The 23,353-nt window shown below is 59.4% G+C and carries 22 protein-coding genes; 8 read left to right on the forward strand and 14 right to left on the reverse strand.

Annotated elements, in window-relative coordinates:
• Positions 1–8: 8 nt before the first annotated feature.
• A complete protein-coding gene (locus O4G22_RS06060; RefSeq protein ID WP_306701269.1) occupies positions 9–1,994 on the forward strand; it encodes an ATP-dependent DNA helicase in 1,986 nt (661 codons plus the stop codon).
• 7 nt (positions 1,995–2,001) lie between these two features.
• Here the strand turns inward: O4G22_RS06060 and O4G22_RS06065 are convergent, their stop codons facing one another.
• Genes O4G22_RS06065 through O4G22_RS06075 form a run of 3 tightly spaced genes read right to left on the reverse strand, consistent with a single transcriptional unit; the run spans position 2,002 to position 4,633 of the window.
• Positions 2,002–2,772: an energy-coupling factor ABC transporter ATP-binding protein gene (locus O4G22_RS06065; protein WP_102741536.1), complete on the reverse strand. Its 771-nt coding sequence runs from the start codon at positions 2,770–2,772 to the stop codon at positions 2,002–2,004.
• Positions 2,769–3,581, reverse strand: coding sequence for an energy-coupling factor transporter transmembrane component T family protein (locus O4G22_RS06070; RefSeq protein ID WP_306701270.1), 813 nt, complete (start codon positions 3,579–3,581; stop codon positions 2,769–2,771). The genes O4G22_RS06065 and O4G22_RS06070 overlap by 4 nt, the downstream gene beginning before the upstream one ends.
• Before the next feature lie 8 nt (positions 3,582–3,589).
• Complete coding sequence (locus O4G22_RS06075; protein WP_306701272.1) at positions 3,590–4,633, reverse strand: energy-coupling factor ABC transporter permease; 1,044 nt, start codon at positions 4,631–4,633, stop codon at positions 3,590–3,592.
• 222 nt (positions 4,634–4,855) lie between these two features.
• Here O4G22_RS06075 and O4G22_RS06080 point away from each other — a divergent pair, with 222 nt between their 5' ends.
• The gene (locus O4G22_RS06080; RefSeq protein ID WP_094135916.1) at positions 4,856–5,140 is read left to right on the forward strand and encodes a hypothetical protein; all 285 of its coding nucleotides are present in this window, start codon (positions 4,856–4,858) and stop codon (positions 5,138–5,140) included.
• Between the two features lie 22 nt (positions 5,141–5,162).
• Here the strand turns inward: O4G22_RS06080 and O4G22_RS06085 are convergent, their stop codons facing one another.
• From O4G22_RS06085 to rplI, 4 genes are all read right to left on the reverse strand, one after another.
• Entirely contained in the window at positions 5,163–5,528 is a 366-nt protein-coding gene (locus tag O4G22_RS06085; RefSeq protein WP_297673820.1) for a lipocalin family protein, read from the reverse strand.
• A gap of 9 nt (positions 5,529–5,537) precedes the next feature.
• On the reverse strand, positions 5,538–6,431 hold the full coding sequence (gene argB, locus O4G22_RS06090; RefSeq protein WP_012420243.1) for an acetylglutamate kinase: 894 nt from the start codon (positions 6,429–6,431) through the stop codon (positions 5,538–5,540).
• 62 nt (positions 6,432–6,493) lie between these two features.
• Positions 6,494–7,486 carry a magnesium transporter CorA family protein gene (locus O4G22_RS06095; RefSeq protein WP_094135918.1) on the reverse strand — a complete coding sequence of 331 codons (993 nt, stop codon included), beginning with the start codon at positions 7,484–7,486 and terminating at the stop codon, positions 6,494–6,496.
• A 169-nt stretch (positions 7,487–7,655) separates the two neighbouring features.
• On the reverse strand, positions 7,656–8,111 hold the full coding sequence (gene rplI / locus O4G22_RS06100; RefSeq protein WP_022197022.1) for a 50S ribosomal protein L9: 456 nt from the start codon (positions 8,109–8,111) through the stop codon (positions 7,656–7,658).
• Positions 8,112–8,349: 238 nt separating this feature from the next.
• Between rplI and purH the strand changes: the two genes are divergently transcribed.
• Genes purH through acpS form a run of 3 tightly spaced genes read left to right on the forward strand, consistent with a single transcriptional unit; the run spans position 8,350 to position 11,099 of the window.
• A complete protein-coding gene (gene purH, locus O4G22_RS06105) occupies positions 8,350–9,897 on the forward strand; it encodes a bifunctional phosphoribosylaminoimidazolecarboxamide formyltransferase/IMP cyclohydrolase (RefSeq protein WP_094135919.1) in 1,548 nt (515 codons plus the stop codon).
• Positions 9,898–9,936: 39 nt separating this feature from the next.
• Positions 9,937–10,677 (forward strand): pyridoxine 5'-phosphate synthase, encoded by a 741-nt coding sequence (locus tag O4G22_RS06110; RefSeq protein WP_306701273.1) that lies wholly within the window; start codon positions 9,937–9,939, stop codon positions 10,675–10,677.
• Between the two features lie 35 nt (positions 10,678–10,712).
• The gene (gene acpS, locus O4G22_RS06115; RefSeq protein ID WP_094135921.1) at positions 10,713–11,099 is read left to right on the forward strand and encodes a holo-ACP synthase; all 387 of its coding nucleotides are present in this window, start codon (positions 10,713–10,715) and stop codon (positions 11,097–11,099) included.
• A 54-nt stretch (positions 11,100–11,153) separates the two neighbouring features.
• Here acpS and O4G22_RS06120 read toward each other — a convergent pair whose 3' ends face one another.
• The 3 genes from O4G22_RS06120 to O4G22_RS06130 all read right to left on the reverse strand — a co-directional run bounded on the left by O4G22_RS06120 (position 11,154) and on the right by O4G22_RS06130 (position 14,322).
• The gene (locus tag O4G22_RS06120) at positions 11,154–11,903 is read right to left on the reverse strand and encodes a PEP-CTERM sorting domain-containing protein (RefSeq protein ID WP_306701274.1); all 750 of its coding nucleotides are present in this window, start codon (positions 11,901–11,903) and stop codon (positions 11,154–11,156) included.
• Between the two features lie 282 nt (positions 11,904–12,185).
• The gene (locus O4G22_RS06125; protein WP_306701275.1) at positions 12,186–12,311 is read right to left on the reverse strand and encodes a hypothetical protein; all 126 of its coding nucleotides are present in this window, start codon (positions 12,309–12,311) and stop codon (positions 12,186–12,188) included.
• Between the two features lie 184 nt (positions 12,312–12,495).
• Positions 12,496–14,322: a phosphoenolpyruvate carboxykinase (GTP) gene (locus O4G22_RS06130; RefSeq protein WP_297668349.1), complete on the reverse strand. Its 1,827-nt coding sequence runs from the start codon at positions 14,320–14,322 to the stop codon at positions 12,496–12,498.
• 252 nt (positions 14,323–14,574) lie between these two features.
• Here O4G22_RS06130 and O4G22_RS06135 point away from each other — a divergent pair, with 252 nt between their 5' ends.
• The 3 genes from O4G22_RS06135 (at position 14,575) to O4G22_RS06145 (ending at position 17,938) form a co-directional block, all read left to right on the forward strand.
• Positions 14,575–15,246 carry a peptidoglycan recognition protein family protein gene (locus O4G22_RS06135; protein WP_306701276.1) on the forward strand — a complete coding sequence of 224 codons (672 nt, stop codon included), beginning with the start codon at positions 14,575–14,577 and terminating at the stop codon, positions 15,244–15,246.
• Positions 15,247–15,290: 44 nt separating this feature from the next.
• On the forward strand, positions 15,291–17,357 hold the full coding sequence (gene recG / locus O4G22_RS06140) for an ATP-dependent DNA helicase RecG (RefSeq protein WP_306701278.1): 2,067 nt from the start codon (positions 15,291–15,293) through the stop codon (positions 17,355–17,357).
• 137 nt (positions 17,358–17,494) lie between these two features.
• On the forward strand, positions 17,495–17,938 hold the full coding sequence (locus O4G22_RS06145) for a hypothetical protein (protein WP_290488340.1): 444 nt from the start codon (positions 17,495–17,497) through the stop codon (positions 17,936–17,938).
• Between the two features lie 86 nt (positions 17,939–18,024).
• Here O4G22_RS06145 and O4G22_RS06150 read toward each other — a convergent pair whose 3' ends face one another.
• The 4 genes from O4G22_RS06150 to O4G22_RS06165 all read right to left on the reverse strand — a co-directional run bounded on the left by O4G22_RS06150 (position 18,025) and on the right by O4G22_RS06165 (position 23,231).
• A complete protein-coding gene (locus O4G22_RS06150) occupies positions 18,025–19,995 on the reverse strand; it encodes a 4Fe-4S dicluster domain-containing protein (RefSeq protein ID WP_306713827.1) in 1,971 nt (656 codons plus the stop codon).
• 65 nt (positions 19,996–20,060) lie between these two features.
• Positions 20,061–21,011, reverse strand: a complete 951-nt coding sequence (locus tag O4G22_RS06155; protein ID WP_430538349.1) for a twin-arginine translocation signal domain-containing protein — start codon at positions 21,009–21,011, stop codon at positions 20,061–20,063.
• Positions 21,012–21,217: 206 nt separating this feature from the next.
• Positions 21,218–21,922 (reverse strand): cytochrome c3 family protein, encoded by a 705-nt coding sequence (locus O4G22_RS06160; RefSeq protein ID WP_306701281.1) that lies wholly within the window; start codon positions 21,920–21,922, stop codon positions 21,218–21,220.
• 31 nt (positions 21,923–21,953) lie between these two features.
• Positions 21,954–23,231, reverse strand: a complete 1,278-nt coding sequence (locus O4G22_RS06165) for a Gfo/Idh/MocA family protein (RefSeq protein ID WP_297668354.1) — start codon at positions 23,229–23,231, stop codon at positions 21,954–21,956.
• Between the last annotated feature and the right edge of the window lie 122 nt (positions 23,232–23,353).

The following is a 23,353-nucleotide window of genomic DNA, read 5'->3' on the forward strand; positions in this document are numbered from 1 at the left end:
TCCCGCATATGAAGGCCGCCGGGGAAGAGGGCGTGGAAGGCGCTAGCGCTTTTGAGGCTTATGTCCACCGGGCATTTGCCCCGGACGGGCTGTTTTCCCGCGCCAGGGATTTTGAATACCGGGCGGAGCAGCAGAGCATGGCTCTGGCTGTGGCGAGGGCGCTCCAGGTGGATGCCCCCCTGCTGGTGGAGGCCGGCACAGGCGTGGGCAAGTCCCTGGGGTATTTGCTGCCGGCGGTGAAGTTTGCCCTGGATTTTGACCGGAAGGCGGTGATTTCCACGCATACCATCAATTTGCAGGAGCAGTTGTTCAACAAGGATATTCCGTTGCTGCGCACCGCCCTGGGGATTGATTTTTCCGCCGCCCTGCTGAAGGGAAGGCAGAATTACCTGTGCCATACCCGTCTGCGGCGTGCTCTGGCGCAGATGGATTCCCTCTTTACGCAGGGTGAGGCCGCGGAGTTGAAGAGGATCCAGGACTGGGCCCTGAGAACGCAGGACGGCACCCTGAGCGATATGGCATTCCGGCCGTCTTCCAAGGTATGGGCTATGGTATGCAGCGAACCGCATGCGTGCAGCATGCGCCATTGCGGCCCTTCCTGCCCGTACCAGATAGCCCGCAAGCGGGTTCTGGAGGCCAAAGTGGTGGTGCTTAACCATACCCTGTTTTTCGGGCTGATGGCCCAGGCGGAGGATTCCGAGGAGGCGGGGTTCGTGTTTCCCGGAGATTTTGTGATTCTGGACGAGGCCCATATGATTGAGAACATCGCCGCCCGCCAGCTTGGCGTCCAGCTCTCGGAACCGCATTTGAATTATGAGTTGCTGCGGATGTACAATCCGCGCACGCACAAGGGATTGCTGAAACCGCTGAACAATCCGGCCCTGTTCCAGAGGGTTCAGGACGTCATGGACGCCTCCGGCCTGTTTTTCCAGAATGCGCGGGATGACCTGGGGTTTGCGGGTTCCGGAAAGATTGTCCGCATTCTTCAGCCGGAGTGGTCTCAGGATATTCTTTCACAGCCTTTGATGGAATTGATCGGGGAATTGAAAACGGAGAGGGAGAAGCAGGAGGAAAATGCGGCCGTGAAGGATGAACTGGCGGATATGGCCGCCCGGATGGAGGAGGCGCAGGCTTCCCTGAAGGCGCTGATGGACATGACGGAGGAAGGTCACGTATATTGGGCGGAGCGGTCCGGTCCGGATGGAAGGAACATGAGCGTGTGCTCCGCGCCCGTGGAGGTGGGGGATATTTTGAGGGAACGCCTGTTTTCCGCCGGACGTTCCGCCATTCTGACTTCCGCCACGCTGGGGACCGGAGATGCGGACATGAGTTATTTTGCGGGGCGCGTAGGGGCGGAAAGCGTTCGGAAGCTTCAGATCGGAAGCCCGTTCAATTACCGGGAGCAGATGCGGCTGATTGTAGCCCGTTCCATGCCGGAGCCGGACCAGCCGGAGTATGCGGAAGTTCTGCCGGAATGGATTAAAAGGTATCTGGCGGAGTCCCGCGGCAGGGCTTTCGTGCTGTTCACCAGCTATCGGCTGATGGTCCAAGCGGCGGAGAAAGTGCGCCCTTTTTGCGAGGAACAGGGCTGGACGCTGTATGTGCAGGGGCAGGATATGCAGCGGCATGCCATGCTGGAGGCGTTCCGGAAGGATGTGGACAGCGTGCTTTTCGGAACGGACAGTTTCTGGACCGGGGTGGATGTGCCGGGAGAATCTCTTTCCAACGTTATTGTCACGCGCCTGCCGTTTGAAGTGCCGGATCATCCGCTTGTGGAGTCCCGCTTTGAGAGTATCAGGGAACGCGGGGGGAATCCGTTTTACGAATATTCCGTGCCTGTAGCCATTTTGAAGCTGCGGCAGGGGGTAGGGCGGCTGATCCGCACCAGGAGCGATTCCGGCATGGTGGTGATTCTTGATCCGCGCGTAGCTACCAAGAGGTATGGGATGCGTTTTCTCAAGTCCCTGCCGGAAGCCCGGCTGGAGTTTGTATGAGGTTTTTTCAGGATGCTCCGGAATTGTTCCGTTGCCTCTCCTGCCGCATCAGGAGGTAGCTGAGGGGTTGTTCCAGGCGCGCTTCTTCCAGCAGGGAGCGGTCCGCGAAGATGTCCGGAACGGGAGCGTCTGCCAGGATGGAGCCGTCTTTCATTACGATGCAGCGCGTGCACAGATCCATGACCATGTCCAGATCATGGGTAGCAATGATTTTGGTATGGGTGAACTGGCGCAACAGGCTGATGAGGGTACGGCGGGAGGCGGGGTCCAGGTTGGCGCTCGGTTCGTCCAGCACCAGGATGTCCGGGCTCATGGAGAGGACCGTGGCGATGGAGACGGCCCGTTTTTCCCCTCCGGAAAGGTGATGGGTCATTTTGTCTGCCAGGGCTTCCGCGTGAACATCCCGCAGGGCCTGTTCCACGCGGCGGCGGATTTCCTCCGGGGGGAGCCCCATGTTGAGCGGCCCGAAAGCCACGTCTTCCCGGACAGTAGGCATGAATAGCTGGTCTTCCGCCTGCTGGAAGACCATTCCCACGCTTTCCCGGACGCGTGCGACGGTTTTGGGGGTCACGGGAATGTCCCCTACCCGTACCTGGCCGGAGGAGGGAGTCAGCAAACCGTTGAGGTGGAGCAGCAGCGTGGATTTCCCCGCGCCGTTCCCGCCTACGACGGCAACGGATTCCCCGTGGGTGATGCGCAGGGAGACGCCGTTCAGCGCCGGAGGGGAATCCGGGTAGCTGAAACACAGGTCAATGGTTTCTACAAGGTGGTGGCTCATGGGATGAGGCTGCGGGCGCACTGGCCCGCGAGCATGGTGATGTTGAAACAGCGGAACAGAATGACGAGAACGCAGAAAAGAAGGCCTCCCGCTGCGCCGCGTCCGGTGATGACGCTGCGGGAACTGACGAATTCAGGGTCTTCCCCGCCTCTGCACAGGACGGCCTGGTAAATGCGTTCCGCCCGCCCGAATGTCCGCAGCAGGAGCTGTCCGGCCATAGCCCCCCACGTGGAAAGAGGGATGGGCCCGGAGCTTCCCCGCCGGGAACGGAAGGCCATCAGCATATGTTGGCATTCATCCACCAGGATAAAGGCGTACCGGTACAGGAAGGCCATCAGCGTGATAAGAATGCGCGGGGCGCCGAGCTGCCTCAGGCCGCGGCAGAGAGGCGCAAAGCCGGTGGAGGCCAACAGGGTGAAGGCGCCCAGGATGGTGAGCATGCACCTCAGGATGATGGAGATGAAGGAAATCATGCCCTGCGTGACGGGGATGCCGAACCATTCTCCCATGGGAGTTCTGTCCACCAGAGGGTTGAAGATGCCGATCATGACGGCGACGGGCAGCAGCCACAGGGCGCGTTTCAGAAGGTAGCCCAGGGGAAGGCCCGCCAGGCGGATGACGCAGACCGGGAACAGGAAGAAAGGCAGGAGCCCCGTGATTTCCTGCGGAGGCCAGGAAAGAACGCAGATTTGATAGACGAGGAAAGTTCCGATTTTAATGCGGACGTCCAGACGGTGAATGCCGGTATTTCCGCAGGAAAACCGGTCCATTTGGCGGAATTGCTGTGAGGCGTCCGTAAAAAGCGGCATGGGAAGGGTCAGCGGGGGCAGCGGCTGTGCGGTTTTCTGCCGAACAGGAAACCGGCCGCAAAAATAAGGGCTGCGATAATGGCGCTTCCCAGCACGCCGGCCATGCTCGTTTCAGGGTTGACAATGGAAGAAGCGGATTCCGTTTCTGCGGTGTTTGCCCCGTCACCGGCGGGAAAGGCGTAATCCGGCATGATGGCGGTGGCCGCCTGGACGGTTTCCAGACTTTGATGGAGGGGGGACGGTTCCGCCAATCTGGCTTCTTCCGACCCGGTGACGCCGGCTACAGACCATTCCAGTCCGTCAGGATAGGCGGAGGCGAACCAGGAGAGGGCGGCCCCGCAGAGCAGGGCCGCTACCGCAAAGATGCCCAACACGGTCCAAGATGCTTTTTTGGCGGTTCCGGTTTCCAAATCGGCCGGGCGCAGCAGGGATGGCTGTGCCTTGCTGATGAAGATGACGACGGCGGCCGTAGCAAGCCCTTCTACGGCGCCGATGGCCAGATGAATGGGCAGCATCAGTTCCACGAATTGGGCGAAGGGCAGTGCTGAGATGCCGGAGGCCGTTGTTTCCAGGACGACGGCGAAGGCTCCCATCTGAAGCCCGATGACGGCGGCGGTGACGCTGGACAGCGTAATACGGCCCGTGCCGGGGTGTTTGCCGGCCAGGGGCCTGTAAATGAAGGGGTAGGCCACCAGGCAGGAGAAGAAGCCCATGTTGAAGATGTTGCAGCCCAGGGCCAGCAGCCCTCCGTCCGCAAAGAAAAGCGCCTGCACCGCCAGGATGGCCGCCATGACCAGAAAACCCGCATACGGTCCCAAAAGAATTGCCAGGATGAGGCCGCCGCCCAGATGGCCGCTGGATCCGGTGCCCGGAATGGTGAAATTCAGCATCTGGCAGGCGAAGATGAAGGCCCCCAGCACGCCCATGAGCGGGACGAGCCGCATTTCTTTTTCCTGCCTGACTTTGTGCGCGCAGAGCATTGTCATTGCAGCGGAAGCCGCCCACATGGTACAGCCTGCCGCCGGTGAGATGAAGCCGTCCGCCATATGCATGATGTTGATGCCTTTCTATTGGATGAAATGAAGTATTGCTGGCCCCGGACCGGGCAGGTTGGCGCCACTTTAGCATAAACGCCGCAAAGCCGAAGAAGGAAATGCGGCAACGGAGGAAAGTGTGTGCATCAGGCGGCAATTTTGCTGCCGCCCATGCCGGGCAAAAGATGCGGACGGGTTGGGCGTGATGCAGGCGGGAAAACTGTCTGCTAGACGGGACCCATGATGAATTTTTCCATAGCCAGGTGTTTGTTTTCCATAGGGGGATGCACGACGATCCTGGGCAATATTTCCGCAGACACGGCCGTGTCTTCCGCCGGAGCCATCGGAGGCCTGGGCGTTCTGACGATTGCCGTGAACTATACGCTGAATCTGCTCAAAAAGAAGGATGAACAGTTGATGGCGAAGGATGCCCGCATTGAAGCCCTGATGGACCGCCTGATGGACAAATGCCCGAATTGCGAGCTGGCGAAGGCGGCCAACAAGTCCCTGCTGGACGATGAATGACGGCAGCCGCGGGGGGGGGGGCTTATCTCCCGTCCGCGTCCGGCATGCGGGTGTACGTCTCCCGGGTTCCGTCCGTGTCCAGAATCAGCGTGTTTCTGCTGAGGCTGTCAATGGTGGAGGTAGCGGTGAAGAGGGAGGAATTGCCGTTTCCCATGCTTTTCCCTGTCAGGGTCAGGCGGTTGCCGTCCAGCTGCCAGCTTTGGTAGAGAAGCGTGTGCATGTTGATGGAGACGGCCCTGCCGTCCGGCAGGAGCCGCATTCCCTGCACGTTCCCGGGCTGTCCGGGGACGGGTTGGATCCAGGAGCCGGAGAGGCTGTCGGGAGTGGGCTGCATGGAACAGGATGCCGCCAGCAGGGACAGGGCCGGGAGAAAGAAGGAAAATCTCATGGCGGGGAATCAGCGTTGTTCACGGATGATTTCCGTGCCGATGCCGTCCGGAGTGAAAATTTCCAGCAGCAGGGTATGGGGCAGGCGTCCGTCAATGAAATGCACTTTGCGCACGCCCGCGTTCAGGGCGTCAATGGCGGAGTGGATTTTGGGAATCATGCCGCCGGACACGGTGCCGTCCTTGATGAGGTCGAGGGCTTCCGTACGCGTGACGGATTTAATGAGGGTGGAGGGATCCGAAGGGTCTTTCATGATTCCGGGGACATCGGAGATATAAATAAGCTTCACCGGCTTGAGTTCCTTGGCCAGGGCGGCTGCCGCCAGGTCTGCGTTCACATTGAGCGGTTTATGGGTTCCCAGCTCTTTTGCCAGCGGAGAGACGATGGGAGTGATCTGAAGTTCCAGCGCTTCCGTGATGCGCTCCGTCAGACAACCGATGACGTTGCCCACTTCACCGATATCTATGGGGTTGCCCTGTTCATCTTTTTCATGGATGCGTTCCCCCACGAAGATTTCCGTGCCGGGGATGCCTACGCCCTTGCCGCCGTAGTCGCGGAACATTTGGACCAGGCCGGGATTGATGGTTCCGGAGAGGGTGCGTTCCACGATGGAAATGGCTTCCGGAGTCGTGACGCGGAGCCCGTTGACGAAACGGGCTTCCAGCCCCGCCTCCGCCATCGCCTTGGAAATGGCTTTGCCTCCGCCGTGGACGATCACGGGGTTGAAGCCCAGGACCTCCAGCAGAACGATGTCCCGCATGAGCTTCTTGACCAGGCGGGCGTCATCCATGGCGCTGCCGCCGAATTTAATGAGGAATGTTTTGTCCCTGTAGGCCTGGAGGTAGGGGAGGGCGCCGACAATGACGGAGGCCTGTTCAATCAGGCGGGTGATTTTGGAGTCCATGTCAGTAATGAAACGGTAGGAGTTTTAACGGAAGGAGAGGGAGATGTTGAGGCAGGCCCCGTTCAAAGCAGGCGCCTGCTTCTGAAGTAAACCAGGGGAAGAATGATGGAAACGAGCATGACCACCAGGGAGATGTAGTAGCCGTATTCGTTTTCCAGGCCGGGCATGTGGGCGAAGTTCATGCCGTAAATGCTGGCGATCAGAGTGGGCGGCATAAAGACCACGGCCGCCACGGTGAAGATTTTAACGATTTCGTTCTGTTCGATGTTGATGAGGCCCAGAACGGCGTCCAGCATGAAGTTGACGTTGCTGGAAAGAAAGTTGGCGTATTCGGAAAGGGAGGTGACGTCACGGCTCAGAGGGCGCAGCTTGATGTACAGCGTGGAGTTGGTGTCGTCCAGAGCCTCTTCATTGCTGGCGTATGTGAGCAGGCGCAGAAGGTTGACCAGGCAGTCCCGCTGGCGGGTGAGCAGGTCGCCCACGCGGCCCAGATCCTGGAGCGTCAGGCGCAGGGCGCTGGAGACGGGCACACGCTTGCTGGATTTTCCCTCAGGTTCGTCCCGGCGGAAAATGTTTTTGGAAAGGCGGTCCAGTTCCGCGCCGAAACGTTCCAGCACGTCCGCCTGCCGGTCCACGATGGTTTCCAGAAGACCGGTGAAAACCTGGTCCCGGCTGATCTGCTTCTGGCGCAGGAGCTGGTGGGAAAAAACGCGGAAGGAATAGGAGTCCGAATGGCGGATAGTGATGATTTTAGCCCCCATGAGGACGAAGGTGATTTCCGACAGGGAGGGGGATTCCGTATCCACCCGGCTGAGAACCGTGGTGGTCATGAAGCGCGCCCCGTCTTCCGTGTACAGACGGCTGGTGGCCTCAATCTCCCGCATTTCGTCATAGGTCGGCATTTCCAGCCCGCAGAGGCGTTCCACAAACTTGATTTCCGCCGGTTCCGGGGTAAGGAGGTCAATCCAGAAGACGGAATCCAAGTGCTGTTCCGCCGCATCCACCTGGGTGGTGCGCTCAATGCCTTCCGGGGTTTGACGATAGAGCCGGATCATGCCGTTGATTTGGGTGGGGGGATGGAACGATGCCGCGCATGAGGTCGAGTGACGCCCAACGCGGGCATGATGCCTTGTTTGTACAGGGAAGGGAAGTAAAAAGGGTGACAAAAAGAGGCCCGGTCCCCAGGATGGGAACCGGGCCTGCCGGAAAAGGGATGCGCGCCTCTTAGGCGTTTTCCTTGACGACCACCTTGAGCGTGGCTTCCACCTGGGGATGCACCTTGATGACGACTTCGTGTTCGCCTTCGCTCTTGATCGGTTTTTCGAGTTCAATAGCCCGGCGGTCCACTTCCACTCCCTGAGCGGTCAGGGCATCGTGAATGTTCTGGTTGGTGATGGCGCCGAACGCCTTGCCGCCCTGGCCCACTTCAAGAGTGAGGTCTACGGTCAGTCCGCTGATCTTGGCGGCCACTTCCTGAGCGGCGCTGAGTTCTTCCGCTTCGCGCTTGGCGCGGGCGGCCTGAAGATTGGCGATGAAACGGCGGTTGGATGCCGTTGCTTCGTGGGCCAGACCCTTGGGAATGAGGTAGTTGCGGCCATAGCCAGCCTTAACGGTCACCAGGTCGGCTTCTGCGCCGAGCCCTTCAATTTTTGTTGCGAGAATTACTTCCATCGTTGCCATGGCTAAAAAGAAATGGTTATTTGTGAGCGGTTGAAGTAGTAAGTATTCGCCCGAATGTCAAGACAAGAGCGATAAAAAGGGCGTTTTTTTATGTTTTGGGAGGAAAAATCCTTCCCGTTGTCATGATTGGTGACATTGCGCTTGCTTCACGCGGCAGTAGTATGTAGGGAAAGGAACCGCATTTATCGCGTTCCCTCCCGGAGGGGGCGCCGCGGGTACATTACAGATATTTGATCTTATGGCTATTCAGCGCGCATTGATATCCGTTTCCGACAAGACGGGCCTGGAGGGGTTTGCCAAGGGCCTGCATGAGTTTGGAGTAGAGCTTATTTCCACTGGCGGGACCGCCGCCTTCCTGAAAGGCCTGGGCCTTCCGGTGATTGAGATTTCCGACTATACCGGAGAGCCTGAGTTGTTTGAAGGGCGCCTGAAGACGCTGCATCCCATGGTGCACGGGGGCCTGCTGCACCGCCGCGACAATGAGGAGCATGTGCGCCAGGCCAAGGAAAACGGCATCAAGCCCATCGACCTGGTTTGCGTGAACCTGTATCCTTTTGAAGAAACCGTCGCCAGGCCCGGAGTCACGCTGGAGGAAGCGATTGAAAAGATAGATATCGGCGGGCCGTCCATGCTCCGTTCCGCCGCCAAGAATTACGCTTCCGTCACGGTGGTTTCGGACCCCGCGGATTACGCGCGCATTCTGGATGAAATGCAGACCCACAAGGGGGACACGACCCTGAAAACCCGTGAAAACCTGGCGGTGAAGGTGTTTATGCGCACCTCCAATTACGATAACGCCATCACGAATTATCTTGGCCACCAGAGCGCGGAAAGCACCAAGGGCAGCTTCTGCATCTGCGCTCCCCTGTATCAGGAATTGCGTTACGGGGACAACCCCCACCAGGAAGCCAGCCTGTACGGCAGCTTCGGGGACATTTTCCACCAGCTCCAGGGCAAGGAGCTTTCCTATACGAACGTGCTGGACATTGAAGGGGCCGCCGAGCTGATTACCCAGTTCCGCCGCCCGACGGTGGGCATTTTGAAGCACACGAACCCCTGCGGCGTGGGCCAGGACGACGAAGACCTGCGCAACGCATGGCAGAAGGCTTTTGAAACGGATACGCAGGCCCCCTTCGGCGGCGTGATCGTGGTCAACCGCCCGATGACGGAAGGCCTGGCCCGTGTGCTGAGCGCCATTTTCACGGATGTCATCATCGCTCCGGAGTATGATGCGGAAGCCCGCGCCATTCTCCAGAAAAAGAAAAATTGCCGCATCATCCGCATGAACACGGAAGCCTGGATGCAGGCGCGCCGCGAACCCATCATCCGTTCCGCGCCCGGCGGATTCATGACCATGAAGCGGGATACGGACGTGATGGGTCTGGACAATCTGGAGGCCAAGGTGGTGACCAAGCGCCCCCCGACCGAGGAAGAATTGACCGCCATGCGTTTCAACTGGCGCGTCGTGAAGCAGGTTCATTCCAACGCCATCGTTTTTGGCGGCACGGACCGCACGCTTGGCATCGGCGCCGGGCAGATGAGCCGTGTGGATTCCGCCCGCATTGCCGTCTGGAAGGCCGGACAGGCCGGACTGGATCTGAAGGGCAGCGTTGTAGCGTCTGACGCCATGTTCCCGTTTGCGGACGGTCTCCAGGTCGCCATTGACGCCGGAGCCACCGCCTGCATCCAGCCCGGAGGCTCCATCCGCGACGAGGAAGTGATTGCCGCCGCTGACGCCGCAGGAATTGCCATGGTATTTACGGGACACCGGCATTTCCTCCATTAATTTGAATGTTCGTCCCCGTCCCTTTGTCTTAAAACCGATATGCTGCTAGGTGTAAATATAGACCACATCGCCACATTGAGGCAGGCCCGCTATGCGACCATGCTGGATTCCTTCAATGTGGAGCCGAGTGTTTTGGATGCCGCTTATGCGGCGCAAAGGGGCGGGGCGGATTCCATCACCCTCCATGTCCGGGGCGACCGCCGCCACATGCAGGATGCGGATGCCCTGAGCGTCCGGGAGAGCGTGGCTCTTCCCCTGAACCTGGAAATGGGAAATACCCCGGAAATGGTGGATTTTGCCTTGCGGCTGAAACCGGACTATATCTGCATGGTTCCGGAGAAACGCGAGGAAATCACTACGGAAGGCGGCCTGGACGCCGTTTTTCATGAGAAGGAACTGGCTCCGACCATGGCAAGAATGGCCGACAACGGTATACAGGTGAGCCTGTTCATTGACCCGGAAGCGGCTCAGGTGGAGGCTGCCGCCCGTCTGGGCGCCCCCATGATTGAGCTGCATACCGGATGTTTTGCCAACCATTCCGGCAAGGAGCGCGCTGCGGAACTGGCCCGTCTGAAACGCGCTGTGGAACTGGCCCATTCCCTGGGCATCCAGGTGAATGCGGGCCATGGCATCAATTACCAGAATCTGGAACAGTTGCTGGCTGGCGTCCCTTACCTGCATGAGCTGAATATCGGCCATACGATTGTCTCCCGCGCTCTTTTTGTGGGGATGGAACAGGCCGTGAGGGAAATGCGCCAGGCGATCGACCGCCTGAACTGATTTTTCCGTTTCAATTTAATTCCGATTGCCGGAATATGAGCCGCATTGCAGGATTGGGAATGGATTTGGCGGATCTGGAACGCGTACGCCAGGCCCTGCAGAAAAACGGGGAGGCGTTTGCGTTGCGCATCTGCACCCCGGATGAGTGGGCTTATTGCCGGAAACACGCGGACCCCGTCCCGCGCCTGGCGGCCCGCTTTGCGGCCAAGGAAGCCGTGGCGAAAGCCCTGGGAACGGGGATTGGGGCGAAGTGCGCTTTTACGGATGTGGAAGTGGTGCGCAATGATGCGGGGGCCCCTTCCATTCTTCTGCACGGGGCTGCGGGCGTAACCGCCCGGGAGCTGGGCATTACGGGCTGGCTCCTGACCATGACCCATTCCGGTTTGAGCGCCGCCGCCGCCGTTATTGCTTTGGCGCAATAAAAAAGCCGTTCCTTTGGAAGAAAGGAACGGCCGGTATAAAAGAGGAAGAGGAAATTATTTTCTCCTTCTGCGGGCGGCAAATCCCATGAACGCGAGCAGGGACAATGCCGCTGCGGAGGGTTCCGGAACAGCGGCATAAGAAACGGAGAGCGAACTCAGTTTCGTGCCGTTCAGGCCGTCATTATTCCAACCGGGGGCGCGGTGTCCAATGCTGTACATCTCATTTTGAGTGTCTCCTCCGTCAAGGTTTCCGGTATACCAGTTGATGTCGCTGATGGAAGCGGTGGCTGTGCTGGTGGCGGCGCCGTCATCAAGAGTGACGGTTACGTCATGACCCAGGATGTCAACGGTTACCTTCGTCCACGTGTTTGCCGTCAGTCCGGCTCCCGGGATTGCTCCCGCGGCGGAAAGATTGCCGTTGGAGTTGATGGAAATGGCCCCGTTGCTGAGCCCCAGGCTGAAGCCGTTCCCGCTGCGGGCAACGTGAATGATATTCTCAAGGGAATTGTTGCCTCCCCATGAGATGTCCATGGTGATGCTCATGGTCCCCTCCCCGGAAAGGGCTCCGTTCAGCATTTCCCGGAATACATTTGTACCGCGTTCGTCAAAGGTGGAGCCGGTAAGCACCAACCCTTTCTCTGGATCCTGGGAGGTCGTGAAATTGCCTGTAGCAGTTCCCCCCATGACGGGAGCTGCGGAGGAAAATTCCCATGTATAGGTTGTCTCCGCTGCCTGTGCCGCACCACAGAGAAACAGTCCTGTTCCCAAGGCAAACAACTTTTTAATAAATGGATTGATCATCATCAAAGTAATGGGTAAATGCAAAAATATTTAACGGATTTCAAATCCGTCGCATTTTTATCCTGCCTTGTTCATTGATAGATAGCTTTTTGAAGATATTTTACCATACAATTTTCTGTATTCTCATTTATTCGACTGTATTCTTTGATGAAGAAAATGAAAAAATTATGAACTTTACCCTTGCAAAACGGATTTGAAATCCGTTGCCGGAAAACAGAAGAGGCCTTCCCTATTGAGTGGGCCGCCTCTATGTGTTAGGAGGGAGGCTGTAAATGGGGGAGTTTTTTAAGAAAAGCTCTTGATGAGGATCTGGCGCTGTTCTTTCAGTCTGTCCGGGAGTTTGTTGCCCGCTTTGTCGAACAGTTCGGTCTGGCTTTCCTGTTCGGTGCGGGTCGGGGAAATGCCCGTCACGGTCTTCTGGCCTTGCCGGAAGCCGCTACAATGCGGAACAGGAAGCCAAAGTGCAGAAGTAATCCCGCGAGTAATGATGGAAGGAGTTTAATTCTCAGGAAAGTCTCTTTTCAGAATAACAAGACACCGCCCTGGTAACAGGGCGGTGTCCGGGTATTAAGAGATTTCTCTTAAATGAGGTTCTTTAGGAGAAGCTCTTGATGAGGAGCTGGCGCTGTTCTTCCAGTTCGGCCGGGAGCTTCTTGCCCACCTTATCGAACAGTTCAGTCTGGCTTTCCAGTTCCGCCTGCCATTCGCTCGGGTTGAGAGCCATGTTGGCGTTGAACTGTTCTTCGCTGTAGTCGAGGCCCGTCTTATCCAGTTCGGCATAGGTCGGGGAGACGCCCAGCACGGTCTTCTGGCCTTCAGCCTTGCCCTTGGCGCGGCGCAGAATCCAGTCGAGAACGCGCATGTTGTCGCCGTAGCCCGGCCAGATGAAGTTGCCGTCCTTGTCCTTGCGGAACCAGTTCACGTTGAAGATCAGCGGAGGATTGGCGACGGTCTTGCCCATGTCCAGCCAGTGCTGCCAGTAGTCGCCCACATGGTAGCCGATGAAGGGAAGCATGGCCATCGGGTCGCGGCGAACCTGACCGATGTTGCCGAAGGCGGCGGCGGTCATTTCGGAACCCATCGTCGCGCCGACGTAAACGCCGTGCGTCCAGTCGCGGGACTGGAAGACAAGGGGCATGGTGGTGGCGCGGCGGCCGCCGAACAGGATCGCGGAGAGGGAAACGCCTTCCGGGTTCTGCCATTCGGGGTCGATCGTCGGGCACTGGGAGGCGGGGGCGGTGAAGCGGGCGTTCGGATGAGCGCACTTGCGTCCGCAGTCCGGGGTCCAGTCATTGCCCTGCCAGTCAATAGCGTGGGCGGGAGCGGGGCCGTCCATGCCTTCCCACCAGACGTCGCCGTCGTCGGTCAGGCCGACGTTGGTGAAGATGACGTTTTTCCTGATGGTGTCCATGGCGATCGGGTTCGTCTTGTAGGACGTGCCGGGAGCCACGCCGAAGTAGCCGTTTTCCGGGTTGATGGCATGGAAGGTTCCGTCTTCATGGGGCCAGATCCAGGCGATGTCGTCACCGATGATGGAGGTTTTCCAGCCGGCTTCCCGGTAGGAGGCGGGGGGAACGAGCATGGCCAGGTTGGTCTTGCCGCAGGCGGACGGGAATGCGCCGCCGACGTAGGCCTTGGTGCCGTCCGGGGATTCGATGCCCAGAAGGAGCATGTGTTCGGCCATCCACTTGTTCTTGCGGGCGATGGCGGAGGCGATGCGCAGGGCCAGGCACTTTTTGCCGAGCAGGGCGTTGCCGCCGTAACCGGAACCGAAGGACCAGATTTCTTCCGTTTCCGGGAAGTGGCAGATGTATTTTTCTTCGTTGCAGGGCCACGGCACGTCCACCTGGCCGTCTGCAAGCGGGGCGCCCACGGTGTGGAGGCAGGGAACGAACGTTCCGTAACCGTCACGCTTCGGGTTGCCGCCGCCCTTGACTTCGTCTTCAAGGCGCTTGAGAACCTGTTCGCCCATCTTGGTCATGATGCGCATGTTGGTCACGACATAGGGAGAGTCCGTGATTTCAATGCCGATCTTGGCCAGGGGGGAGTCCAGGGGACCCATGCAGAAGGGAATCACGTACATGGTACGGCCCTTCATGCAGCCATTGAAGAGGCCCTTCAGTTTGGCCTTCATTTCAACGGGATCGGCCCAGTGGTTGGTCGGGCCGGCGTCTTCTTCCTTCTCGCTGCAGATGAACGTGCGGTCTTCCACACGGGCCACATCGGAGGGGGTGGAACGGGCGAGGAAGCATCCGGGGCGCTTCTCGGGGTTCAGTTTGATAAAGGTGCCCTTTTCTACCATCATGTTGCAAAGCTCGTCATTTTCTTCCTGAGAGCCGTTGCACCAGTAGATGGAGTCGGGTTGGCAAAGCTGGGCGATTTCTTCGACCCACTTCTTAGCTGCTTCGTGAGTGGTACTCATGGTGCAGACAGTGTACGCGCGGAAATAGCCGTTGGCAAGTCTCCCGTGCGGCTTTTTGTGGGGCGGTTTTGTTTCTTCGGGCATGGAAACCGCATGCGGGGGAAGGCGTTGCCCTGATTGCCGGAGGGCCGTGCGCGGGGCTTCCTTCAGGCCCGCCCTTTTTCCTGGCGCCGTGTTCCGGAAAGAGTGAAAAAGACTGTTTTGACTGGAAATCTGCTTGCCAGCTCGCCCGCGATAGTCTAGGGAAGAATCATGAATGTTAGAATGTTGTCGGCAAATGTGGCGTTTCTGATGCTGTCGGTTCTGCTGGCGGCGTGTTCGGACGCCCCGCGCCCGCCTGCCGTCAGCTTCAGGATTCAGAATGCGCCTCCCGTGCCGCGCACCATGTCCCAGATGTCCAGAGAGGTGCATATCAGCCGCGATTTCATGTCCCCGCGCTCCCGTGCGCGTCGTGCCGCCCATTCCATGCATCCGCGGTTTATCACGATTCACAGCACCGCCAATCCCAAGGGTGACGCCGCGGCGCATGCCCGGGCGTTGAAAAGGGGGGCCATGGGGTCCCTGAACTGGCATTTTACGGTGGACCAGTATCAAGCCGTCCAGCATATTCCGCTGAATGAGACGGGGCGCCATGCGGACCGGGGCGGCCCCGGGGACATGTATTCCATCGGCATTGAGATGGGGGAGGTAAGGAGCCACAACCCCATCATTACCTGGAACCGCTCCGCCAAGCTGACGGCAGTGCTGATGAAACAGTACCATATTCCGCTCCGCAATGTGGTTCCCCATTATTACTGGACGGGCAAGAATTGTCCGGCCCCGCTGCTGACCAACGGCCGCCCGGGCCATAAATGGAGCTGGTTCATTTCCCGCGTAGACTATTACAGGCGCTGTCTGGAGACGCGTCCCGCCGCGGCGCTCTGACGGAGGCGCGCGATGGAATTGAGGTGGGGTATGTTTTTGGATTCATGGCTGGAGAATTGCTGTTAACGACTCCTCTGGAGGAATGCGTTTTTATCCGCCCCAGAGAGTTGGCGGCCATGCAGGCGGCGGGAATGGCTTCCGTACGGGATTTGCTGTTCATGCTTCCGCGCAGGTATGAGGACCGCCGCATGTTTGACCGCTATGATTCCCTGTCTTCCGGCGTTCCCGTCTGTTTGAGAGGGAGGGTGGTGGATGTGGGCTGGAAAGGCTGGGGCGGCCGGGGCGGCAAGAGCCGGGGGCGGTATGTGGAAGCCGTGCTGGCGGATGAGCAGTCTTTGGGGCAGGCCCGTTTTTCCTGCCTGTGGTTCAGCATGCCGGGCGTAGCCAGGATGTTGTGCGCCGGGCAGGAGATGATTGTGTACGGGCGCATGAAACCGTATGGGAAAAAGCTCAGCATGGTTCATCCGGATTTTGAAATAATCCGGGAGGGGGATGAGCAGTCCATTCATCTGAACCGCATTGTTCCCGTGTATGGCGGCCGCATGGGGATTGCCGTCCGCAGGTTGCGGGAAATCGTGTGGGAGACGCTGTCCGGGCTTTCCCCGGTTCCGGAACCGGAGGTGTACGAGTTTGTGCCGGACGTTCCGTGCAAAACGGCATTGAGGGATCTTCATTTTCCGGAGACCGCAGAGGCGCGGGACCGGGCCAGGCGCCGTTTTGCGCTGGAGGAATGCCTGGCTCAGCAGTTGAATGTGGCTTACAGGAGAAGGCGGGCGGATGAAGTGCCCGGCATGCGGACCGCAGGCTCCTGCCATTTGGTGAAGGATTTGGCGGATTCCCTGCCGTTTGAGCTGACGGAGGCCCAGAAGCGCTGCGTGAGGGAGATTTACCGGGATATGAAAGCCCCCCGTTCCATGAACCGCCTGCTCCAGGGGGATGTGGGGTCCGGGAAGACGCTGGTGGCTCTGTGCGCCATGCTCCTGGCTGTGGAGCACGGTTATTCCGCCGTGATGATGGCTCCCACGCAAATTCTGGCGGAACAGCATTATTTGAAGTTCCGGCAGATGCTGGACAGGCTGGATGTGCCCGTTTCCCTGGTGACGGCGGACAGGAAGGAGGAATCCCATGTGTCGTTCGGCAAGAAGGGGGGGATTGTGGTCGGCACGCATGCCCTGCTGTACGGGAAAAATGTGCCGGAGCGCGTGGGGCTGGTCGTGATTGACGAACAGCACAAATTCGGCGTGAACCAGCGGGAGAAGCTGATTGGCCGGGAAGAGCGCCCCGACGTGCTGGTGATGACCGCTACCCCCATACCCCGTACGCTGACGCTGACTTTTTACGGGGAGCTTGACGTTTCCATCCTGGACGGCGTGCCGGGGGGGCGCAGGGCCGTCGTGACGGCCATCCGTACGGAAAAGGATAAGGAAAAAGTGCTGGCATTCGTTCGGAACCAGCTGGAGGAAGGGAGGCAGATTTACGTGGTTTCCCCCCTGATTGACGGGGAGGATTCCCGGAAGGGGAAAGCCGTGACGAAGGAATGGGACGAGTGGAAGGCGCTGCTGCCTCATGTGGATGTGGGGCTGCTGCACGGCAGGATGTCTTCAGAGGAGAAGGAGGCGGTGATGAAGGACTTCCGCGCCAACCGCGTCAGCGTGCTGGTGTCCACCACGGTGGTGGAGGTGGGGGTGGATGTTCCTAATGCCACGGTGATGATTATCAACAACGCGGAAAGCTTCGGGCTTTCCCAGCTTCATCAGCTCCGGGGGCGCATCGGCCGCGGTTCGCACAAGTCCTACTGCATTTTGATGACGGCTGCCCGTCCGGAGGATGAGCAATGGGAGAAGCTGCGTATCGTGGAGACTACGGCGAACGGGTTTGACCTGGCGGAACAGGATTTGAGGCTCCGCGGCCCAGGAGACGTGCTGGGCACGTCCCAGAGCGGCCTGAAGGGCGTGCGCTTTGAGGAATGGCTGCTGGACGCGCGCCTGATCCACCGCGGCCGGCAGCTGGCGGAGGCTATTCTGGCGGAAGATCCCAATCTGGAATCCGCCAAATACCGCCCTCTCCGTTTTCTGCTGGAAAACGGGGCGGAGAGGCGTGTGGCCGGTTAAGATTATTTTTCTGCCGTTTGCTGACGGTCAGCCTGTAAGGGGCGCATGACAGATAAGAGGGCAACGATTTGCCTGCCGGAATGCGTCTAAAGAGGCAAAGAAGATGTTTCTTCTTCAACCCGAACACCGATAAAACAATGATTCAAACGTATCAAGTACTCCCTGTGGTGGCTATCGTATGCTCCGCCTCCGCCATTGCCCAGAACGCTGCCGATCCCGTGCAGATGGTCAAACAGAATATCGACCTGATTTCGTCCGCCAACAAGGTTTTGGACGACGTCAAGGACAACGCCGCTGTCGAAATCGCCATCAAGCAGCTCAATGCGTTGACCCAGCAGGCCAAGCAGCTGGACAAGTCCATGGAAAAGATGAAACTTACTTCCGAGCAGGCTATCCGCATCACCAAGTTGAACGGAGATGCCCAGGACACCATCGTGGACATGCTGGAAAATTGCGAACGCATTCAAAAGGATAAGCTGATGACGCCGGCCCTGCTCAAGGCGGTAAATGATTTTGCCGACGCCGCCAACATCGACGTGGTGGAAACGATTACGACCGTAGAGCAAATTGTGGAAGATTAAGTGACCTGCTTATCAAAAAACCTTTGACTGGTAAGGCCGCCTCCCGAAGAAGGCGGCCTTATTTTTTAATGAAGGGCCGTTGTTCATCAATCTCCGGGCAGGGCGTGTAATTTCTCCATGGCCGGGTTGGGGTTTCCTGCCGGAATCAGGTAGCCCGTGCCGGGAGACGTGCCCAGGCGGGAGAGAAGGTCCTGGTGGCGCGGCAGGGACTTGGCGCGGAAAACGGCTGCGGCGGGGTCCAGCGCATTGCCGAAGGTGATGGCCCCCATCGGGCATGCGAGCTGGCAGGCCGTTTGAGCCGCTCCGTCCGGAAGCCGCATGTCTTGAGCCGTCACATGAATGGAGGTGGACGGCTGGCCCGGATGCTCCTTCATCAAGCGGGCTTTGTGCCTGATTTTGGCGCGTTCCACCATCTGGACGCAGTAGGTGCATTTTTCCATGACGCCGCGGGAGCGGACGGTGACATTGGGATTGCGCTGAAGGCGCGTGGCCCGTTCCGATGCTTTGGCGTAATCAAAGAAATTGAAGCGCCGCGCCTTGTACGGGCAGTTGGTTGCGCAGTACCGGGTGCCCCAGCACCGGGCGTACACCATGGCGTTCAGGCCCTCCGTAGTATGGACGGTGGCATTGACGGGGCATACGGATTCGCATGGGGCGCTGCCGCACTGCTGGCAGGCCACGGGGATGGCGGTGAGCGTCCCTTCCTCCGTGAAATACCTGTCAATGCGTATCCAGTCCAGGGCGCGGCCCCTGGCCATCTGGTCACGGCCCACCACGGGAATGTTATTTTCCGCGCGGCATGCAATCATGCAGGCGTTGCAGCCGATGCAGCGGGACGTGTCAATGGCCATTTTCCACTGGTAAACGGCATCCGCGCCGGGAGGGGGAGAGGAGGAGCGGGCCGGGCCGGGATGGCGGGAGAAAGGGGCAGGCTGCATAACGGGGCTTTGAACGGCCTCCGTACGCTCCGGAAGGGGGGCCAGAGCAATCTGTGCCGGGGCAATGCCGGGTGCCGCCGTTTCTTCCATTTGTCTGCGGAACTCATATCCGGCGGAATTTTCCTGCTTTTCCGCTACGTGGTTGATGCCGCCGTAACCCAGAGGAAGAACAATGAGATGATCCGCCACTCCCGGAACGGGACACAGGATGACTTCCATTTGCATGGAGGGGGCGGCGAGCGTGCAGCGCATGGGCTCGGAATCCGACCCTCCCAGCCGCAGAAAGGTGGCGGGGGAGACCTGTGCGGACGCCGCCCAGCTGACGCCCGTTACGGGGTCCGGGCATTCCTGCATCCAGGCGTTGCGTTTCCAGCGCCCGTCCCCAACGGAATAGTCCGGGCAGAATTGCAGTTCCAGCATCCCGTTTTCCAGTTTTTTCCCGCGGCCTCCGAGAGATGCTGCGGGCGTTTGTGCCATGGCGGTTCCAAGAGCCGTTTCTTCCTGCGGGGACAGGGGGGCATAGGCCGTTTCTTCCGAATAACCGCGCTGGAGCGCCCGGGCCCAGGCCGCCGCTTTATTTTCCGGATTCACGGCCCGTTCAAAGCATTTGCGTGCTCTGTGGTAAACGGGGGAGAGGCGGGCGGGGGAATTGTCCGCTGTGGTGAGCTGGCCTTTGGTGGAAAGCAGGCCGGAGAGCACTTCTTCCGGAGAAACGCCCCCGTACAGGGGAAGAATGACCGGCTGGCGGTAGCAGAATCTGCCCCGGCAGTCCCGCTCCACTCCCCATGATTCCAGAAAGTGGGCCGCCGGCAGATGCCAGCGGCAGACGCGGGAGGTCTCATCTTCATACATTCCTAGGTGGATGCTTTCCACCCCGTTCAGGGCTTCCGACAGGCCGGAACTGCGCCCGGAATCCAGCACGGGATTTCCCGCGTCCAGCAAAAAAACGATTTCCGCCTTTTTCTCCCTGATGTCCCGAATGAAATCCTCCAGCGTCCCATAAGGAGCCGGCCGCGGAGCCTTGAATAATTGGATGGATGTTCCCAGGGAGCCGAGAAGACGGTTGATCTTCCAGACAAGGCCGGACAGTTCCGGATGATTGTCTCCCAGAAGAACCACGCTTTCTCCGGGGTGGCCGGATAAGTCATCCGCGCAGCAGCGGAGCCAGGCGAGTTCCCTTTCCGTCAGGGAACAGTCCGTTTCCGGGGGGAAGGAGGTTGGACGGAGTTTTTTTTGCCGGAAAGATAGCGGAACAGTTCCTCCAGGAAAAACGCCAGGCGCGCGGGGGAAACGGGCAGCCTGTGGTCGGCATGGGCCCCGGTCAGGGAAACGCGGCCCTCTACAGCGTAAAGGCGTGTACGGTTTGGGTTCTCTTCTTTGTAATGAAGCCCTTCCGGGGAGCGGGACGCAATGAAGTCGCGCGTATTTCCATAGGGGTTTTGATGAAGAAAATCGCAATCCAGGGAGAGGATGCGCCTGGCGCGCGCAAAACGCACGCGGAATCGTACTTCTTCCGGCAGCCCTGCCTGCATGCCGGAACCCGGTTCGGGCACAGGGGAATGCCGGTAAATGCGCACGAGCGGGTTTTTCCTGGTTATTTCCTCCAGCAGGGAATGGAGCAGAGGGGAATTCGAGGGGGGGAGGAGAAGGCCGACGCTGCCCCCGTTCCGAAGGTTGCGGGACCAGGAAGAAAAGGCTCCCCGGAATTCGTCTTCGGAGGCCGGCTTGCCGTTGAACAGGATATGCTTGCTGCGGCCGGGGTCGTAAAGGTCCAGAATGGAGGCCTGGGCCGCGGCCGGCAGCCCCGGACCTTCCGGGTATTGCAGGGAGGGAATCAATTTGACGGGGCGTCCTTCATAACAGGCGGCCAGTACGGGCTGCGCGTTTCCGCTCATGGCCAGGCAGGTGGCGTAAGCCGTTTCCACGCCGGGAACGGACCATTCCGGCCCTTCATTGTAGGGCACCAGGTATTTTTCCACACGGCGGCAGGCCGGAAGCCCTATCCCCGCCAGGGCCGCTCCCGCGCCCATCCATTTCATGAAGGAACGCCGCGTTATTCCCCGCTCTTCTTCGGGAAGAAAAGCGGGGTGGTTACGGGGAATTTCATTCTGGGAAAATGGCGGGGGGGAAGTCAAACCGGGCAGTGATGGGGATTGATGAAACAGGAATGGCTTTTTTTAGGAAATCCGGAGAGTGAAATCAAGCGGTGATTGACGGCGGTTGTTGTCTCCGGGCCAATCACGGATCGGCAGGGAACGGGAGGAAACGTTTTTTACGGAATCCCGTGCCGTTGATGACGCCGTATCCGGGAATGCCGCGGATGTCAAACAGGCCAGGGTGGTTAGTGATGGCATGCGGTGCAATCCGTCTTCGGCTGAATGGTCCATTGGCGTTTCAGGAAATTTCCCAGTTGAAGCGGGGTCTGGATGCGTTTTCCTTCTTCATCCCGGATGGAATGCGTGCGGAGGTAATCTGCGGCGGAATAATGGGAACTGGCCGTTTCCTCCAGCGGGCGCAGATGGGGCGCCGGATCGCGGTGGCAGTCCAGGCACCATTGCATGCGGGCGTCGCGTGGAGCCCTGATGCGTTCCATGCCCGCCACGTCCCCATGGCAGGAAGTGCAGCCGATGCCCCGGTTCAGGTGGGCCATGTGGTTAAAATAGGCGTGGCCGGACAGGCGGTTGACCATCACCCAGCGGACCGGCTCCCCTGTGTAGCCGGGATATTGCGGGTCCGCCGCCTCCCTCAGGGGGGCGATGAGAGGGCTGTCCGGAAGAATATGCTGGTGGCAGCCCAGGCAGGACTTCGTGTCCGGAATGCCGGCCCTGGGTGACCGCTGTGCGGCGCTATGGCAAGCCGTGCAGCCCATGTTCAGGTCTCCGGCATGGAGTTTGTGGGAAAAGCGGACGGGCTGCACGGGTTCATACTCCGGAATGCAGAAATGAACGTAATAGATTCCCCCCAGCGCGAACGCGGCAGCGAGCGCCGTCAGGGCGGCAATCCCGTAAAAGCGCCTGTTGGTGTTGGGTGGAAAGATGTTGGCCATGAAGCGTAGGGAGAAAGGGCTGGCGCCTCCGTCAGGCCGTTCTGCCCGGGCGCGGGATGCGGGCGGGGGGCAGGGGCGTATCCATCGTCAGGTCTTCGGGCGCCAGCCGCGTGGAGCTCTTCTTAATCTGTTCCCAGGTAATGCGCCGGCCCGTATGGGCCGCTTCACGCCCCATAATGGCGGCCAGGGTCTTATTGGCCGCGCTTTCCAGCGTCTGGGTCCAGACGCCGGAGCGCAGGAAACGGTAAAAGGCCACGTGCGTGTCTGCGTACATATTGCCGCGCTCCCCGCGGAAACGCCAGCGGTTATCCGCCTGGATGCAGGGGCGGTAGGGGGTGACCAGCGTTCCTTTTTCGCAAATGGTGCGGTCCGCGATTTCCCCGTGGCAGCCTACCCACTGCCTGCATGAGATGTGGGCCGTCACGTTGTGGCCGTACTCAAAATAAACGTCGTAATGGTCCCATACGTCGCCGTCATCCCGGCGCTGGGCGCGTCCTCCGGAGCCGAAAGCCGCCAGAGGGAGTTGCTCGTCCATGGACCAGACCATGCCGTCAATCGTATGGACGATCTGTTCCACAAACTGGCCTCCGCTCAGCCAGTTCCATGCGGTCCAGTTGCGTAGCGCCCATGCCACGTCCGTATCGGAGGCAGGCCGGGAATCCAGGGCCAGCGGAGACTTGGGGGGAGTGGTGTAATATAACCCGTCAAAGGAAAGCACGCGGCCCAGCAGCCCGGAGGAAAGCTTGCGGTGGGCTTCTTCATTCGCTTTGTCGTAGCGCCAGCAGAAGCCGTCCAGAATCACCAGGTTTTTGAGTTTTGCCAGACGTGCGGATTCCAGCACGGAAAGCACGCCGGGAACGTCCACCGCCACGGGTTTTTCCGCATAAATGTGTTTGTCGGCGTCAATGGCCGCCGCCAGGTGTTCCGGGCGGAAAGCGGGAGGGGTGCAGAGCAGCGCCACGTCAATATCCGTTTGAAGCAGTTTCTTGTAACCGTCCAGACCGCTGAACAGGCGGCTCTTGTCCAGCCGGACGCGGCCGCCGTACTGTTCCGTCAGCAAGTTGGTGCCGAAATCGAGCCGTTCCTGGAACACGTCCGCCAGCGCCCAGACCACGGTTCCGGGGTCGGCGTCCAGCGCGTTCTTCATGGCGCCCAGGCCGCGGCCTCCGCACCCTACCAGGCCCACCTTGAGCGGTTTGGCGTCCGCCGGGGCTTCCACGGCGTTCAGGCAGGGCATGGCGGCCAGAAACCCGGCCGTTCCCGCGGCGGTTTTCAGAAAATCTCGTCTGTTCCAGATAGAAGAACCCATGATGGATAAAACAGTATACGAAGGCGGGAGGCGGAATGAAACGACGTATTCGCGTGGTGACGCAAAAAGATGTCGGGAAGGAAGGTGTTTTCTCCCCGGATTGCGGAGGCTGGGAAACGGGG

The organism is Akkermansia muciniphila (assembly GCF_030848305.1).
GTDB classification, from domain to species: domain Bacteria; phylum Verrucomicrobiota; class Verrucomicrobiia; order Verrucomicrobiales; family Akkermansiaceae; genus Akkermansia; species Akkermansia muciniphila_A.

Coding starts and splice junctions, on each gene's coding strand:
- O4G22_RS06060 (WP_306701269.1), top strand. CDS start 9: ATGAAGGCCGCCGGGGAAGAGGGCGTGGAAGGCGCTAGCGCTTTTGAG.
- O4G22_RS06065 (WP_102741536.1), bottom strand. CDS start 2,772: ATGAGCCACCACCTTGTAGAAACCATTGACCTGTGTTTCAGCTACCCG.
- O4G22_RS06070 (WP_306701270.1), bottom strand. CDS start 3,581: ATGCCGCTTTTTACGGACGCCTCACAGCAATTCCGCCAAATGGACCGG.
- O4G22_RS06075 (WP_306701272.1), bottom strand. CDS start 4,633: ATGCATATGGCGGACGGCTTCATCTCACCGGCGGCAGGCTGTACCATG.
- O4G22_RS06080 (WP_094135916.1), top strand. CDS start 4,856: ATGATGAATTTTTCCATAGCCAGGTGTTTGTTTTCCATAGGGGGATGC.
- O4G22_RS06085 (WP_297673820.1), bottom strand. CDS start 5,528: ATGAGATTTTCCTTCTTTCTCCCGGCCCTGTCCCTGCTGGCGGCATCC.
- argB (WP_012420243.1), bottom strand. CDS start 6,431: ATGGACTCCAAAATCACCCGCCTGATTGAACAGGCCTCCGTCATTGTC.
- O4G22_RS06095 (WP_094135918.1), bottom strand. CDS start 7,486: ATGATCCGGCTCTATCGTCAAACCCCGGAAGGCATTGAGCGCACCACC.
- rplI (WP_022197022.1), bottom strand. CDS start 8,111: ATGGCAACGATGGAAGTAATTCTCGCAACAAAAATTGAAGGGCTCGGC.
- purH (WP_094135919.1), top strand. CDS start 8,350: ATGGCTATTCAGCGCGCATTGATATCCGTTTCCGACAAGACGGGCCTG.
- O4G22_RS06110 (WP_306701273.1), top strand. CDS start 9,937: ATGCTGCTAGGTGTAAATATAGACCACATCGCCACATTGAGGCAGGCC.
- acpS (WP_094135921.1), top strand. CDS start 10,713: ATGAGCCGCATTGCAGGATTGGGAATGGATTTGGCGGATCTGGAACGC.
- O4G22_RS06120 (WP_306701274.1), bottom strand. CDS start 11,903: ATGATGATCAATCCATTTATTAAAAAGTTGTTTGCCTTGGGAACAGGA.
- O4G22_RS06130 (WP_297668349.1), bottom strand. CDS start 14,322: ATGAGTACCACTCACGAAGCAGCTAAGAAGTGGGTCGAAGAAATCGCC.
- O4G22_RS06135 (WP_306701276.1), top strand. CDS start 14,575: ATGAATGTTAGAATGTTGTCGGCAAATGTGGCGTTTCTGATGCTGTCG.
- recG (WP_306701278.1), top strand. CDS start 15,291: ATGGCTGGAGAATTGCTGTTAACGACTCCTCTGGAGGAATGCGTTTTT.
- O4G22_RS06145 (WP_290488340.1), top strand. CDS start 17,495: ATGATTCAAACGTATCAAGTACTCCCTGTGGTGGCTATCGTATGCTCC.
- O4G22_RS06160 (WP_306701281.1), bottom strand. CDS start 21,922: ATGGCCAACATCTTTCCACCCAACACCAACAGGCGCTTTTACGGGATT.
- O4G22_RS06165 (WP_297668354.1), bottom strand. CDS start 23,231: ATGGGTTCTTCTATCTGGAACAGACGAGATTTTCTGAAAACCGCCGCG.